The following is a 16,610-nucleotide window of genomic DNA, read 5'->3' as shown; positions in this document are numbered from 1 at the left end:
GCGCGGCGCGGTCGCGTTCGCGCCCCCGGCAGGTCACGCTGGAACCATGAGCACGATCCTGGTGACCGGTGGCACGGGGACGCTCGGAACGCCCGTCTGCGAGCGGCTGCGCGCGGACGGCCACGAGGTGCGGGTGCTCAGCCGGCACTCACCGCCGTACGCCGTCGACCTGCGCAAGGGCGGACCGCTGCTCGACCGGGCGGTCGACGGGGTGGACGCGGTCGTCCACTGCAGCAACATCCTCCGCGGCGACGAGGAGGCCGCCCGCCTCCTGATCGACGCCGCGCGGCGGGCCGGGGTGCCGCACCTGCTGTACATCTCGATCGTCGGGGTCGACCGGGTGCCGCGCCGGTACTTCCGGACCAAGTACGCGGTGGAGCGCATGATCCAGGCGTCCGGCATCCCCTGGACCCTGCTGCGCGCCACCCAGTTCCACGACCTGGTCCTCCAGCTGCTGCAGATCCTCGCCAAGCCGCCCGTGATGCCGCTGCCCAAGGAGGTCCGGGTCCAGCCGGTGGAGGCGACCGAGGCGGCGGCACGCCTCGCCGAGCTCGCCGCCGGACCTCCGGCGGGCCGGGTGGAGGACCTGGGCGGCCCCGAGATCCGCACCTTCCCCGACCTGGCCCGCGCCTACCTGCGGGCGAGCGGACGACGGCGCCGGCTCGTGGAGGTGCCGCTGCCGGGCGGTGTCTACCGGGAGCTGCGGCGCGGCGGGCACCTGGCGCCGGACCGGGCGGTGGGCCGGCTGACGTTCGACGAGTTCCTCGCCCGGCGGTTCGGGCCTCCCCGCGCCGACCCGTCCTAGGTGCGCTTCGGCCCGAGCCGAGGCCCGCCCGAGGCCCGCCGCTCGGGCCCGCACCGAGGCCCGCGCTCCGACCCGTTCTGGGTCCGCGCTCCGGCCCGTTCTGGGTCCGCGCTCCGGCCCGTTCTGGGTCCGCGGGGAACAGCCCGTCCTAGGCTGCGGGAACAGCTCGTCCTGGGTCTGCGGGAACAGCCCGCCCCAGGTCCGCAGGGAACAACCCGTCCCAGGCCTGCGGGAACAGCCCGTCCTAGGCCTGCGGGAACAGCTCGTCCTGGGCCGCGTCCCGTGCCCTGAGCAGGGCGCCGCGGAGCACGGCCGCGTCGCCGAGGGCGGTGGCGCGGACCTCGGTGCGGAGCGGGGAGAGGGTCGCGAGTTCGGCCTCCACGCGGGCGGCGAGTTCCGGGCCGCCCTGGTGGCCGATCTCGCCGGCGAGGACCACGCAGCCGGGGTCGAGGACGGCGGCGACGGCCGCCGCGCCGATCGCGAGCCGGCGGGCGAGGGCGTCGAGGAAGGGGCCGTGGCCCGAGGCGAGCGCGTCGGCCGGGTCGAGGCCGTGGTCGGCGGCGAGGGCCCCGACGGCCGCCGCGCAGGCCAGTTCGTGGAAGCCGCCGTCGCAGCCGGTGGCCGACGGCAGCCCGGAGGTGCCGGGCACGGGCAGGAAGCCGATCTCTCCGGCGCCGCCGGAGGCGCCGCGGCGCAGCCGTCCGCCGAGGACGACGGCGGCGCCGACGCCCTGGCCGAGCCAGAGCAGGACGAAGTCCTCGCGGCCCACCGCGGCGCCCTCGCGGAGTTCGGCGACGGCGGCGAGGTTGGTCTCGTTCTCGACGAGCACCTGGGCGGGGAGCCGTTCCTGGAGGACGGCGACGAGCCGGCGGTGCCAGGCGGGCAGTCCGGTGGAGTCGCGGAGCTCCCCGGTCGCCGGGTCGACGAGCCCGGGGGCGCCGACGGCGACGGAGTGGAGCCGCGCGACGCCGGCCTCCTCGGCGGTGCGCTCCAGGAGGGCGACGGCCAGCTCGACGGCGGGGCCGGTGCCGGCGTGCGCCCCGACGGGGGCGGCGGCCTCGGCGAGCGGGGTGCCGAGGAGGTCGGTGACGGTGACGGTGACCGAGCGGGTGCGGATGTCGAGCGCGGCCAGGTGCGCGCGGTCGGCGACGAGTCCGTACAGCTTGGCGTTGGGGCCGCGGCGCTCGGCTCCGGCCTCGCCGACGACGTGCACCAGGCCGGAGCCGCTGAGCCGCTCGACGAGGTCGGCGACGGTGGGCCGGGAGAGCCCGGTGAGGGTCTTGAGCTGGGCTGCCGTCAACGGGCCCTCGTCCTGGAGCAGACGCAGGGCGAGCCGGTCGTTGAGGGCCCGGGCGGTGCTCGGGGATGCGGCCATGCGGTGATCCTCTCAGACGCTTCCCCGCCGTCTTCTCTCCGGACCACTATTTATCAGGCAGGGTCCCTGATAGTTTACGGCCACACGATTCGACCCGGGGAGGACCCATGGCGGCGGAGACCGTCCTCAGCTCCGATCGGCTCCGGCGCGCCCGCTTCGCCGTCGCCGCCGTCTTCTGCGTGCACGGCGCCGTGACCGGCAGCTTCGCGACCCGGATCCCCTGGATCCAGGAGCACGCGGGGGTGAGCGCCGGCCAGCTCGGCCTCGCGCTCGCCTTCCCCGCCCTCGGCGCCTCGCTCGCCATGCCGCTGGCCGGCCGGATCAGCCACCGCTTCGGCGCCCGCACCGCCCTGCGCGGGCTGCTCGCCCTGTGGACCCTCGCGCTCGTCCTGCCGTCGCTCGCGCCGAACATCTGGGGCCTGTGCGCGGCCCTCTTCGCCTACGGCGCGACGGCCGGCATGTCCGACGTGGCGATGAACGCGCTGGGTGTCGAGACCGAGAACCGGCTCGGCCGCTCGATCATGTCCAGCCTGCACGGCATGTGGAGCGTGGGCGCCCTGCTCGGCTCGGCGGCCGGCACCGTCGCCGCCCACCTCGGCGCCGACGCCCGCCTCCACCACCTGATCGCCGCGCTCGTCCTCACCGCCCTCGGCCTCGCCTGCTGCCAGTACGTGCTCGACCCGGCGCCCGCCGAGGAGGAAGAGGCCCCGCCGCGCTTCGCGCTGCCCCCGAAGTCCGCCCTGGTCATCGGCGCGATCGGCTTCTGCGCGGTCTTCGCCGAGGGTGCCAGCCTCGACTGGTCGGCCGTCTACCTCCGCGACGAGCTGGGCGGCTCGGCCGGTCTCGCCGCCGCGTCCACCACCGCCTTCGCGCTCACCATGGCCGTGGCCCGGCTGATCGGCGACCGGGTCGTGGACCGCTTCGGCGCGGTCCGTACCGTACGGGTCGGGGGCGTCGCCGCCACCCTGGGCGGGGTCATGGTCGTCGTCGCCCCGAACTCCGCCGTGGCGATGGCCGGATTCGGCCTGGTCGGCCTCGGGGTCGCGGTCGTCGTCCCGCTCGCCTTCGCCGCCGCCGCGCGCAGCGGCCCGAACCCGAGCCAGGCCATCGCGGGCGTCGCCACCATCACGTACACCTCCGGTCTGATCGCCCCCTCCGCGATCGGCGGCATCGCCGACGCCACCTCGCTGGTCCTCTCCTTCGGACTGGTCACCGCGCTCGCCTTCGGCCTGGTCCTGGGCGCGGGCGTACTGCGGACCGCCCCGCGGGTCCCGTCCGCCGCACCGACCGGGACGGACGCGGCGAAGAGCGCGGGCCCGGTCGGCTGACCCCGTCGCGCGGGCGCCTTCGAGCCCCCTCCCCCCTCCCCCTCCCCCGGCCGGTCCCCTGGCGGCGGCGTGGCTCGGAGCGTCCACCCCAGTAGCAGGAGCAGGGGTACCCCAGTGCGACGGACCGCACTGGGGTACCCCTGTGCGGCGGACCGCCGACCCCGGTCGCGGGCCGGTCGTACCGGGCCGTCGGGGTCCCGCCTAGGGGACGGTTAAGGGTGGGGCTGCGCCCCCGGCCTGCGTACCGTCGTCCGTACCGGGGCGATCGAGTGGCTCACAGCGCGGTGACGTCGCGCCCCATGTTCCCGCACCACTTCCCACTCGTCTCGGCACGCGGCGGCAGCACACGCGAGGTCGTCGGCGGACGCCTGCCGTCCGCCGCTCCGCCGTGCGCACCGAGCTCATCCAGAAGGGGGACGCATGGACGTTCTCGCCGAGGCCCTGCTGGCCGGGGCCGGACCCGAGGAACTGGAACGGCACCCGCTCCCGGCGCGGTACACGGCGGCGCATCTGCGCGCGTCGGACGTGGACATGTTCACGGGCACCGAGGACCGGGACGTCCGCAAGTCGCTCCACGTGGGCCCCGTGCCCATGCCCGAGCCGGCACCGGACGAGGTCGTCGTCGCGGTCATGGCCGGCTCGGTGAACTACAACACCGTCTGGTCGGCCACGTTCGAGCCCAAGCCGACCTTCGACTTCCTGCGGCGGTACGGCCGCCGGGGAGGCGACGCGGTGCGCCACGACCAGCCGTACCACGTCGTCGGTTCGGACGCCGCGGGCGTCGTCGTCCGGGTGGGCGCCGCGGTCCGCCGCTGGCACGTCGGCGACCACGTGGTCGTCAGCTGCGTCCAGGTCGACGCGGAGGAGCCGGCGACCCACGCCGACGCCATGCTCGGTGGCGAACAGCGCATCTGGGGCTACGAGACGAACTTCGGCGGCCTCGCCCACTACAGCGTCGTCCGAGCCAGCCAGCTGCTCCCCAAGCCCGCGCACCTGACCTGGGAGGAAGCCGCGAGCGTCATGCTGACCGCGGCCACCTCCTACCGGATGCTCGTCGGCGACAACGGCGCCCGCGTCAAGCAGGGCGACATCGTGCTGATCTGGGGCGCGACCGGTGGGCTCGGCGCGTTCGCCGTCCAGATGGTGAAGAACGCCGGCGGCATCCCCGTCGGCGTGGTCAGCTCCCCGCACAAGGCCGGACTCCTGCGCCGACTGGGCTGCGAGGTCGTCATCGACCGCTCGGAGGTGGGTCTCGGCGGCGACACCGCCCCCGGTCCCGAACGGACCGTCGAGCTCGGCAAGGCGCTCGGCCGGGAGATCCGCCGCCAGGTGGGCGAGGACCCGCACATCGTCTTCGACTTCGTCGGCAGGGCCACCTTCGGCATCTCCGTCTTCGTCGTCCGCAAGGGCGGGACCGTCGTCACCTGCGGATCCAGCACGGGCTACGACCACCACTACGACAACCGCTACCTGTGGATGAACCTGAAGCGCATCGTCGGCAGCCACGCCGCGAACCTCCAGGAGCAGGCCGAGTGCAACCGGCTCTTCCAGCTCGGGCACCTCTCACCGGTCCTCTCCCGGGTCTACCCGCTCTCCGAGGTCGGCGAGGCGGCCCGGCTCGTCCAGGAGAACCGCCACACCGGAAAGGTCGGCGTGCTCTGCCTGGCGCCGGAGGAGGGCCTCGGGGTCACCGACCCCGTCCTCCGCGCCCGCCTCGGCGAGGACCGGATCAACCCGCTGCGCGCCGCCCGTGGGACGGTCTGACATGACGGCCCACGGCGCCACCGGGATCGGGATCCTCGCGACCGGCTCCTACCTGCCCAAACGCGAGGTCGACAACGAGGAGGTCGCCGCCCGCGTCGGCGTCACCGCCGAGTGGATCGAGCGGAAGACCCAGATCCGCTCGCGGCGCTACGCCGCCCCTTTCGAAGCCACCTCCGACCTGGCCGTGCGGGCCGCCGAGAACGCCCTCGAACAGGCCGGCCTCGAACCGGACGCCATCGACCACATCATCGTCTCCACCTCGACCGGCGACTTCCCCCAACCACCCACCTCGTACCTCGTGCAGGCGGGCCTGGGAGCCGTCAACGCCTCCTGCTTCGACGTCAACGTCGTCTGCAGCGGGTTCGTGTACGCGCTGGAGCTGGCGCGCTGCCTGGTACTGGCCCGGCCCGACAGCCGCGTCCTCGTCATCGGCGCCGACCTCTACTCGCGCATCCTCGACTTCGACGACCGCCGCACCGCCGTGCTCTTCGCCGACGGCGCCGGCGCCGCGGTGGTCGGGGCGGTGCCCGCTCCGTACGGGATCATCGGCATCGACCTCGCCAGCCGCGGCGACGCCCACGACCTGATCCGCGTCGAGGCCGGCGGCAGCCGGAATCCGGCCAGCGAGCGGACGGTGGCCGAAGGGGGCCATTTCTTCCGGATGGACGGCCGCGGGGTCCGGGACTTCGTCTCCGACGAGGTGCCCCGGGCGCTCGGCGACCTCGCCCGGCGCACCGGCGTGGACCTCGCCCGGGTCGATCACTTCGTGCCTCACCAGGCCAACGGAGTCCTGCTCAGCGAGGTGGTGGAGCGCGCGGGCCTGGAGCGCGCGGTGACCCACCGCACCCTGCGGACGTACGGAAACGTGGGCAGCGCGTCGGTTCCCGTCGCTCTCGACGACGCCCACCGCAGCGGGGCGCTGTCCCCGGGGCAGCTGGTGCTGCTCGCCGGGTTCGGCGGCGGCATGTCGATCGGAGCGGCGCTTCTGACCTGGGGGACCGGAGCATGACCCACCTCGACACGACCACCGACACCGACACCGACTCCGGTACGGCGGTGACCGGCGCCGACACCCGTACGGCCGCGACCGCCGCACCCGTGCCGCCGCAGTCGGACATCCGGCGCGTCGGCATCGTCGGCAGCGGCATCATGGGCAGCGGCATCGCCGAACTGTGCGCCCGCGCGGGCCTGGACGTCCGCGTGCGGGTGTCCTCCTCGGCCTCCCTCGCCGACGGCCCCCGGCGGCTGAGCCGGTCCCTCGACCGGGGCGTCGCCAAGGGCAGGCTCACCGCGGAGGAGCGCGACGCGGCCCTCGCCCGGGTCTCCTTCACCCGGGACCTCGGCGAGTTCGCCGACCGGCAGCTCGTGATCGAGTCGGTCAAGGAGGACGAGCAGCTGAAGCGGGAGCTGTTCGCCACCCTCGACAAGACCGTCACGGACCCGGACGCCATTCTCGCCAGCAACACCTCCTCGCTGCCGATCGCCCGGCTCGCCGCGGCCACCGGCCGCCCCAGTCAGGTGATCGGCATGCACTTCTTCAACCCCGCGCCGGTCCTGCCGCTGGTCGAGATCGTCGACGCGGTGCTGACCGAGCCGCGCGTGAGCGAACGGGCCCTCGTCTTCACGCGCGACGTCCTCGGGAAGAAGCCGATCACCTCCCCCGACCGGGCCGGCTTCGTCGTGAACGCCCTGCTCTTCCCGTACCTCCTCTCGGCCGTCCGGATGGTCGAGAGCGGCCGCGTCACGGCCGAGGTCGTCGACGCCGGCATGGTCGACGGCTGCTCGCACCCCATGGGGCCGCTCCGGCTCGCCGACCTCATCGGCCTGGACACCACCGTCTCCATCGCCCAGGCCATGTACGAGGAGTTCAAGGAGCCCCTGTACGCGCCTCCGCCGCTGCTCCTGCGCATGGTCGAGACCGGCCTGCTGGGCAAGAAGTCCGGCCGGGGCTTCTACACGTACGGCTGAGCCCCACCCCCGCCCCCACCCCCACCCTCTCTCCCTCCCCTCCCCTCCCCCGCACGTCGCCTCCCGGTCACCGTGCCGGCCTTCAGCACGCCCGCCGCGCCTCCCGCGCGCCCGCGCGACCACGGAAAGGAACCGCACACCATGCACAGTGCAGTGGCCGAGGAGCCCATCGCCGTCGTCGGGACGGCCTGCCGCTTCCCCGGAGCGACGGGGCCGGAGGCGTACTGGAAACTGCTCACGGACGGTGCCGGCGCGGTGTCCGACCGGCCGCCGGCCGCCCGTCCCGGCCTGCCCGCCGGGTCGGTGAGCCGGCCGGCCGGCTTCCTCGACGACGTCGACCGGTTCGACGCCGAGTTCTTCGGCATCACCCCGCGCGAGGCGGCGCTCGTCGACCCGCAGCAGCGCCTGATGCTCGAACTCGCCTGGGAGGCGCTGGAGAACGCGGGCATCGTGCCCGGCACGCTCCGGGGGACACCGACCGGCGTCTTCGTCGGCGCGATCGGGGACGACTACGCGAAACTCGCGCACGAGCGCGGCGCCGACGCCGTCACCCACCACACCCTCACCGGCCTCACCCGGGGCCTCATCGCCAACCGCGTCTCCTACGTCCTCGGCCTGCGCGGCCCGAGCCTCGTCATCGACACGGCGCAGTCCTCCTCGCTCGTCGCCGTCCAGTCCGCCTGCGAGAGCCTGCGCAAGGGCGACTGCGACGTGGCCCTCGCCGGTGGAGTCAACCTCAACCTGGTGCCCGAGGGATTCACGGTCGCCGAACGCTTCGGCGCCCTGTCGCCCGACGGACGCACCTACACCTTCGACGAGCGCGCCAACGGCTACGTGCGGGGCGAGGGCGGCGGCCTCGTCGTCCTCAAGACGCTGAGCCGGGCGCGCGCCGACGGCGACACGATCCACGCCGTCGTCCTCGGCGGAGCCGTCAACAACGACGGCGGCGGCGACAACCTCACCGCCCCGAACGGCGCCGCGCAGGAGGAGGTCCTGCGCCTCGCCTACCGGCGGGCCGGGGTCGACCCCGCGACCGTCCGCTTCGTGGAGCTGCACGGCACCGGCACCCCCCTCGGCGACCCCGTGGAGGCCGCGGCGGTCGGAGCCGTCCTCGGGCACGGCAGCGGGCGGTCCGAGCGGACACCGCTGCTCGTCGGCTCCACCAAACCCAACATCGGACATCTGGAGGGGGCCGCGGGCATCGCGGGCCTCCTCAAGGCCGTCCTCTCGCTGCGCGCGCGGGCGCTGCCCGCGAGCCTCGGCTTCCGCTCCCCCAACCCCGCCATCCCCCTCGGCGAACTCCGCCTCCGAGTCAACGACCGCCTCACCCCCCTGACCGCCCCCGACGACGGCCGACTGCTCGCGGGAGTCTCCTCGTTCGGCATGGGCGGCACCAACTGCCACCTCGTCCTGGCCGCGGCGGACCCGGCGCGGGAGCCCCTCCGCACCGCGGACGACACGGCCGGCACGCCCGCGGCGCCCACGCCGCTCGCGGTGTCCGGCCGCACCGCCGACGCCCTGCGCGCCCAGGCCGACGCCCTGCGCGCCCACCTGGACGCCCACCCCGGGCAGCGTCTCGACGACCTCGCCCACTCGCTGGCGGTCACCCGCACCCACTTCGAGCACCGGGCCCTGGTCCTCGCCGAGGACCCCGACGCCGCGCGCGCCGCACTCACCGGGCTCGCCGCCGGGCACACCCCGCTCGGGGCGGTCACCGGCACGGCCCGCCCCGGCGGCCTCGCCTTCCTCTTCACGGGGCAGGGCAGCCAGCGCGCGGGCATGGGCCGGGAACTGTACGCGGCCCACCCGGTCTTCGCCGAGGCACTGGACGAGGTCTGCGCCCTGCTCGACGCCCATCTCGACCGCCCGCTGCGCGAGTTGATGTTCCGGCCCGAACCCGAGGAGGCCTCCGCCCGCGACGGCGGCACGCCGCTGGACCTCACCGCCTACACCCAGGCGGCGCTCTTCGCGTACGAGACCGCGCTCTTCCGCCTGCTGACGGACTGGGGCGTCGCCCCGGACGTCGTCGTCGGCCACTCCGTCGGCGAGATCGCTGCGGCCCACTGCGCCGGTGTACTGTCGCTGGAGGACGCCGCCGCCCTCGTCGCGGCGCGGGGCCGGCTGATGCAGAGCCTGCCCGCGGGCGGCGCCATGGTCGCCGTCCAGGCGTCCGAGGAGGAGGTGCTGCCCACCCTCGCCGGCCTGGGCGACCGGGTCTCCGTCGCCGCCCTCAACGGGCCCCTCTCGACCGTGCTCGCCGGCGACGAGGACGTCGTGCTCGACCTCGCCGGACGGTGGCGGGCCCAGGGCCGCAAGACCACCCGGCTGCGGGTCAGCCACGCGTTCCACTCGCCCCGCATGGACCCGATGCTCGACGCCTTCCGAGCGGTGGCGGCCGGCCTCGACTACCACCCGCCCCGCATCGACGTCGTGTCCAACCTGACCGGCCGCACCGTCGCCGCGAGCGAGATCGCCACCCCCGACTACTGGGTACGGCACGCCCGGGAGGCGGTCCGCTTCCACGACGGCGTGCGCACGCTCGCGGAACGCGGCACGCGCCACTTCCTGGAGATCGGACCGGACGCGGTGCTCACCGCGATGGGGCGGGACTGCCTGCCGGACCGGGACGACGCCGTCTTCGCCGCGACCGCGCGACGCGGCCGGCCCGAGGCGGCCGCGCTCCTCGGCGCGCTCGCCACGATCCACGTCAACGGTGCCACCGTGGCGTGGGAGCGGATTGGCGCGGGCCGGGACGCCCGGCGCGTCGCGCTGCCGACGTACGCCTTCCAGCGCCGCTCCCACTGGCTGCCCGCGCTCCCCGCGCTCCCCGCCGGGGCGCGCGCCGGGCTCTCCCCGGACGCCTGGACCCCCCTGGACGTCGCCCCGGTGGACGCGCCGACCGGGCTCTGGGCCATCGCGGGACGGGACGAGTTCGGCCTGGCCACCGCCCTCACCACGGCGACGGGAGGCGTGACGGTCCACCCGGACCCGGCCGCCCTGGCGATCGCGTCCGCCGCCGGAGCGCCCGACGTGATCCTCGTGTCGTGCCCGGCGCCGGCGGAGGACGGGCTGGAGGAGGCACCGGCCGAGGAGGTCCGGACCGCGCTCGCCCCGATCCTCGACCGGGTGCGTGCCTGCCTGGCGGACGACCGTCTCGCCGGGTCCCGGCTGGTGTGCGTCACCCGCGGCGCCGTCGACACCGGAGCCGGCGACACCCCGCCGGACCGGACGGCCGCCACGCTGTGGGGACTGCTGCAGGCCCTGAGCGCCGCGCGCCCGGGCCGCATCGGCCTGGTGGACCTGGGCGGCGTGCGGGGATCGCTGCGGGCGCTGCCCGCGGCGATCGCCTCGGGCGAACCCGAGTCCGCCCTCCGCGACGGCACCGTGCTCGTGCCGGTCCGGAGCCGCGCGACGGTCCCGGACACCGCCGCCGCCTCCGCCGCGTCCGACAGCTCCGCCGCGTCCGACCGGGTGCGGGCGACGACGGCCGCGCCGGGCGCGGAAGGGCTCGCCGGGCGGGTCGCCGGCCTGTCCCGGGAGGCGGCGGAACGCCTGGTCGAGGAGCTGGTCCGTACGGACGTCGCCGCCGTCATGGGACTCGCCTCGCCGGACTCGGTCGACGCCGCGCGCACCTTCAAGGAGCTCGGCTTCGACTCCCTCACCGCCGTGGAACTCCGCGACCGGCTCGGTACGACCACCGGGGTCCCGCTCCCGGCCACCCTGATCTTCGACCACCCCACCACGGACGCGGTCGTCGGATACGTGTGCGCCGAACTCCTCGGCGCCTCCGAGGACTCCGCCGCTCTCCGCCCCGCCTCCGGCCCGGCCCCCGAGGACGATCCGATCGTCATCGTGGGGATGGGGTGCCGGTATCCGGGCGGGGTGGGGTCGCCGGAGGAGCTGTGGGGACTGGTGGCGTCGGGCCGGGACGCGGTCTCGGGGTTCCCGGTGGACCGCGGGTGGGACCTGGAGGAGCTGTACGACCCGGCCGCCGAACGGGCGGGGACCTCGTACACCCGCGAGGGCGGATTCCTGCACGAGGCCGCCGGGTTCGACGCCGAGTTCTTCGGCATCTCCCCACGCGAGGCGCTGGCGATGGACCCGCAGCAGCGCCAGTTCCTGGAGGTCTCCTGGGAAGCACTGGAACGGGCCGGGATCGACCCGGAATCCCTCCGGGGCACCACCACCGGCGTCTACGCGGGCACCTTCGCCTTCCGCGATCCGAGCGATGCCGGACAGGGCGGCGCCGAGGGCCAGCGGATGACCGGCAGCGCGGCCAGTGTGCTGTCCGGGCGGGTGGCGTACACGTTCGGTCTGGAGGGGCCGGCGGTGACGGTGGACACGGCCTGCTCCTCCTCCCTGGTGTCGCTGCACATGGCGGTGCAGGCGCTGCGTCAGGGTGACTGTTCTCTGGCGTTGGCGGGCGGGGTGACGGTGATGGCGTCGCCGGGGACCTTCGTCGAGTTCAGCCGCCAGAAGGGCCTGTCGGCGGACGGCCGGTGCAGGGCGTTCGCGGCCTCCGCGGACGGCACCGGCTGGGCCGAAGGCGTCGGCGTCCTCGTCGTCGAACGACTCTCCGACGCCGTACGCAACGGACGACGCGTCCTCGCCGTCGTCCGCGGCACCGCCGTCAACCAGGACGGCGCCTCCAACGGCCTCACCGCACCGAACGGCCCCGCACAACAGAAAGTGATCCGGCGGGCGCTGACCACGGCGGGGCTCGCCGCGCGGGATGTGGACGCGGTGGAGGCGCACGGCACGGGCACCCGCCTGGGCGATCCGATCGAGGCACAGGCCCTCATCGCCACCTACGGCCAGGACCGGGCGGACGACCGGCCGCTCTGGCTGGGATCCCTGAAGTCGAACATCGGCCATGCCCAGGCCGCCGCCGGAGTCGGCGGCGTGATCAAGATGGTGATGGCGATGCGCCACGGCGTACTGCCCCGCACCCTGCACGTGGACGAACCGACGCCGTTCGTCGACTGGGACGCCGGGGCCGTGGAACTCCTCACCGAGCAGCGGGAATGGCCCGACACCGGCCGCCCGCGCCGCTCCGCCGTCTCGTCCTTCGGCATCAGCGGGACCAACGCCCACGTCGTTCTGGAACAGGCGCCCGCCGACCTTCCGGAACAGGCAGCCGCCGGCCTCCCCACGGACGCCGCTCCCGGCGACGCCCCCGAACTTCCGACCGCCGCCGACACCCCCCTGCCCCTCGTCCTCTCGGCCACCTCGCCGGAGGCCCTGGTGGAGCAGGCCTCCCGGCTCCGCGCCCACGTCGACGCCCTGGACGAGGTGAGCCTCCCGGCCCTCGGACGCTCCCTCGCCCTCGGCCGGACCGCCTTCGCCCACCGCGCGGCCGTCCTCGCCGCGAACCGTACGGAACTCGTGGAGGGACTGGACACGCTGGCGGCCGGCGGGGCGTCCGCCCGGCTCGTCACCGGTGAGGCCTCGGGCGGCCGGACCGCCTTCCTCTTCACCGGGCAGGGCAGCCAGCGCGCGGGCATGGGCCGCGAACTGTACGCCGCCCACCCGGTGTTCGCCGCCGCCTTCGACGCCGTCTGCGACGCACTCGACGGCCACCTCGACCGACCGCTGCGCGAGGTCGTCTTCGCCGGATCCGACGACTGGGAGGAAGGCCTCCTCGACCAGACGCAGTTCACCCAGACGGGCCTGTTCGCCCTGGAGGTGGCGCTCTACCGGCTCGCCGAGAGCCTGGGCCTCACCGCCGATCTCGTGGCCGGGCATTCGATCGGCGAGCTGGCCGCCGCGCACGTGGCGGGAGTGCTGTCGCTCACGGACGCCGCACGACTGGTCGCCGCCAGGGGCCGACTGATGCAGGCACTGCCCCAGAACGGCGCCATGGTCTCCGTCCTCGCCCCCGAGACCGAGGTGACACCCCTCCTGGCCGGACGCGAACACGCCGTCGCGATCGCCGCCGTCAACGGCCCCGCCTCCGTGGTCATCTCCGGCGACCTGCTGGACACCCTGGCCATCGCGAAGGAGCTGGAGGAGCGCGGCCGCAGGACCCGGCGGCTGACGGTGAGCCACGCCTTCCACTCGCCCCACATGGACGCGATGCTCGACGAGTTCCGGGCGGTGGCCGAGAGCCTGACCTACGCGGCGCCCGTCGTCCCGATCGTCTCCGACGTCACCGGTGACGTGATCCCGGCCGAGGAGGTGTGCTCGCCCGACTACTGGGTCCGGCACGTGCGCGAGGCCGTCCGTTTCGCCGACATGATCCGCACTCTGCGGGACGCGGGCGTCACGACCTTCGTCGAACTCGGCCCGGACGGCGTCCTGTCGGCCCTGGGCCGGGAGTGCCTGGCGGACGGGGACGAGGAGGCGGACTTCGTCCCGCTGCTCCGCAAGGACCGTGCCGACACCCTCGCGCTCGCCCACGGCCTCGCCCGGCTGTGGACGCGCGGAGCCGGCCCGTCCTGGGACGCCGTGCCCGGTGCCACGGGGCCGCGCCAGGCCGACCTGCCCACGTACGCCTTCCGGCACCAGCGGTACTGGGCGATGCCCGAGCGTGCCGCCGGGGACCTGGGCGCGTCCGGTCTGGGAGCGGCCGAACACCCCCTGCTCGGGGCCGTCCTCACCCGGGCCGACACCGACGAGACGCTGTTCACCGGCCGGATCTCGCTGAGGACCCACCCCTGGCTCGCCGACCACGCCGTGCTCGGCCGGGTCCTGCTGCCGGGCACCGCCTTCGTCGAGCTGGCCGTGCGGGCCGGGAGCGAGGCCGGCGCCGGACACCTGGAGGAACTCGCCCTGGAGGCGCCGCTGGTGCTGCCCGAGCGGGGAGCCGTGCGGCTCCAGGTGGCGGTGGGCGCCGCCGACGGGACCGGAGCCCGCCCCGTGACCCTCCACTCGCGCCCCGACGGCGACGCCTTCGACGAGCCGTGGACCCGGCACGCCGCCGGCACCCTCGCGCCCCGGCCGCCCGCCCCGGCCGGCGGACTGACCGCGTGGCCGCCGAGGGACGCGGAGCCGGTGGACCTGACGGGACGGTACGAGGACCTCGCCGGGCAGGGCTTCGCCTACGGGCCGGCCTTCCAGGGGTTGCGGTCCGCCTGGCGCCGGGGCACCGAGGTGTTCGCCGAACTCGCCCTGCCCGAGGGACAGAAGGAGCAGGCCACCGCCTTCGGCCTGCACCCCGCCCTGCTGGACTCGGCGCTGCACGCCATCGAGCTGGGGGTGCTGCCGGGCACCGGCGAAGCCCGGCTGCCGTTCGTGTGGAGCGGTGTCTCCCTGTACGCGACCGGTGCGGCCGCCGTCCGGGTCCGGCTGGCCCCGGCCGGCGCGGGATCGGTCGCCATCGAACTCGCCGACACGACGGGCGCGCCCGTGGCCTCGGTCGCCTCGCTCGCCGTCCGGCCCGTCTCGGCCGAGCAGCTGGCGGCGGCCGGGGGACGCGCCCACGAGGCGCTGTTCCGGCCGGTGTGGACACCGGCCGCCCCGGCGGCGGCGAGCGGTGCCGACCGCCGCCGTGAAGCCTGGACCGTCCTCGGCGACGACGACCGGTTCGCGCTGCCGACCGCCGCACGCCACTCCGGCGTGGCCGCCCTCGGCGACGCCGTCGCCGCCGGCGAGCCCGCCCCCGCGGTGGCCGTGCTGCCGCTCCTGCCGGCCCGGACGGGCGCGGAGGACGGCGACGCCGTCCGGGAGGCCGTCGACGGCGCGGCGGGCGGAAACCCCGTCCGGGAGGCCGTCGACGGCGCCCTCTCCCTCGTACGGACCTGGCTGGCGGACGACCGTCTCACCGCGTCCCGGCTCGTCGTGGTCACCCACCGCGCGGTCGCCGCCGCACCCGACGAGGACGTGCGCGACCTGCCGCACGCCGCCGTGTGGGGCCTGCTGCGCGCGGCGCAGACCGAGCATCCGGACCGGCTCGTCCTGGTCGACCTGGACCTGGACCCCGCCCCGGGGACCGGACCGGACTCCGGCCCGGCGTGGGACGGGGAGGCCGTCGAGGAGGCGCTCGGCACGGCGCTCTCCACGGGCGAGCCGCAGGTGGCGATCCGCTCCGGCGTGCCGCGCGTCCCGCGTCTCGAACGGGCCGTCGTCCCCGACGGCGACACCGGCCCGTGGGACCCGGACGGCACCGTCCTGATCACGGGCGGCACCGGAGCCCTCGGCGCGCTGCTGGCCCGGCACCTCGTCGAGGAGCACGGCGTACGGAACCTCCTGCTCGTCGGCCGGAGGGGACTCGCCGCCGACGGGGCGGCCGCCCTGCGGGACGAGCTGACCGCCCGGGGCGCGGACGTGACCGTCGCCGCCTGCGACGTGGCCGACCGGGCGGCCCTGACGGAGCTGCTCGCCGGGATCCCCGCCGGACGCCCGCTGCGGGCGGTGGTGCACGCCGCCGGCGTCCTCGACGACGGAGTCCTGGAGTCGCTCACGCCCGAGCGGACGGAACGGGTCCTGCGGCCCAAGGCGGACGCCGCCTGGAACCTGCACGAGGCCACCCGCGACGCCCGGCTGACCGCCTTCGTCCTCTACTCCTCCGTGCAGGGGCTCCTCGGCGGCGCCGGCCAGGCCAACTACGCGGCGGCCAACACCTTCCTGGACGCCCTCGCCCACCACCGCCGCTCCCTCGGCCTCCCCGGCACCTCGCTCGCCTGGGGCCCCTGGGCCGACGGCGGCATGGCGGCCGGCCTCTCGGCCGCCGACCGCGACCGCTTCGCACGGACCGGCATGGTCGCGATCGGTGCCGGACAGGGCATGCGCCTCCTGGACGCGGCGCTGCGGCTCGACGCGGCGACCGCCGTGCCCCTGCCGATCGACCCGGCCGCGCTCCGCGCCCTCGGCGACGCGATCCCGCCGCTGTTCGGCGGCCTCGTCCGACCCGCCGCCCGCAAGGCGGCCGCCGGACCGGCCGACACCCCGGCGGCCGGTCCCACCCTCGCCGAACGGCTCGCGGAGTGCGCCGAGGAGGAGCGGCACGCGCTGCTCCTGGACCTCGTCCGGGCCGAGGTGGCCGGGACCCTGGCCTACGGAGGTGCCGACTCCGTCGACGCGAAGCGGGGCTTCAAGGAACTGGGCCTCGACTCGCTGACCGCCGTCGAACTGCGCAACCGGCTCGGCCGCACCACCGGACTGCGGCTGCCCGCGACGCTCGTCTTCGACTACCCGACCCCCGAGGCGGTCGCCGGCCACCTGCTGACCGAACTGGCACCCCCGGTGTCCGACGCGCCCGCTCCCGGCACGGGCGGGGAGGCCGGGGCGGAGTGGGAGGCCGAGGACGACGAAGCCATCGAGTCCATCGACGACATGGACGTCGACGCCCTCATCCGGATGGCCCGCGAGGGCTCCGACGACTGACACGCTCCACGGCCCGACACGTTCCGCGGCACGACACGTTCCGAAC

The 16,610-nt window shown here is 75.5% G+C and carries 7 protein-coding genes; 6 read left to right on the top strand and 1 reads right to left on the bottom strand.

From position 1 onward, the window contains the following. The first annotated feature begins 46 nt into the window (after positions 1-46). Positions 47-805, top strand: coding sequence for an SDR family oxidoreductase (locus HHL19_RS26010; protein ID WP_169092762.1), 759 nt, complete (start codon positions 47-49; stop codon positions 803-805). 244 nt (positions 806-1,049) lie between these two features. On the opposite strand, the gene HHL19_RS26005 is transcribed toward HHL19_RS26010, so the two are convergent. Then, the gene (locus tag HHL19_RS26005) at positions 1,050-2,180 is read right to left on the bottom strand and encodes an ROK family transcriptional regulator (protein WP_169092761.1); all 1,131 of its coding nucleotides are present in this window, start codon (positions 2,178-2,180) and stop codon (positions 1,050-1,052) included. 107 nt (positions 2,181-2,287) lie between these two features. Between HHL19_RS26005 and HHL19_RS26000 the strand changes: the two genes are divergently transcribed. From HHL19_RS26000 to HHL19_RS25980, 5 genes are all read left to right on the top strand, one after another. Continuing rightward, positions 2,288-3,508: an MFS transporter gene (locus HHL19_RS26000; protein WP_169092760.1), complete on the top strand. Its 1,221-nt coding sequence runs from the start codon at positions 2,288-2,290 to the stop codon at positions 3,506-3,508. A gap of 420 nt (positions 3,509-3,928) precedes the next feature. Then, complete coding sequence (gene ccrA / locus HHL19_RS25995) at positions 3,929-5,272, top strand: crotonyl-CoA carboxylase/reductase (RefSeq protein WP_169092759.1); 1,344 nt, start codon at positions 3,929-3,931, stop codon at positions 5,270-5,272. Position 5,273: 1 nt separating this feature from the next. Continuing rightward, positions 5,274-6,281, top strand: a complete 1,008-nt coding sequence (locus tag HHL19_RS25990; RefSeq protein ID WP_169092758.1) for a ketoacyl-ACP synthase III — start codon at positions 5,274-5,276, stop codon at positions 6,279-6,281. Next, complete coding sequence (locus HHL19_RS25985; protein WP_169092757.1) at positions 6,278-7,240, top strand: 3-hydroxybutyryl-CoA dehydrogenase; 963 nt, start codon at positions 6,278-6,280, stop codon at positions 7,238-7,240. The genes HHL19_RS25990 and HHL19_RS25985 overlap by 4 nt, the downstream gene beginning before the upstream one ends. 141 nt (positions 7,241-7,381) lie before the next feature. After that, complete coding sequence (locus HHL19_RS25980) at positions 7,382-16,564, top strand: type I polyketide synthase (RefSeq protein WP_169092756.1); 9,183 nt, start codon at positions 7,382-7,384, stop codon at positions 16,562-16,564. Positions 16,565-16,610 lie beyond the last annotated feature (46 nt).

The sequence above is a fragment of the Streptomyces sp. R302 genome, from assembly GCF_012927245.1.
Taxonomy (GTDB): Bacteria; Actinomycetota; Actinomycetes; order Streptomycetales; family Streptomycetaceae; genus Streptomyces.
Note: the sequence above shows the minus strand (reverse complement) of the source record. Positions and strands in the feature narration are given on the sequence as shown.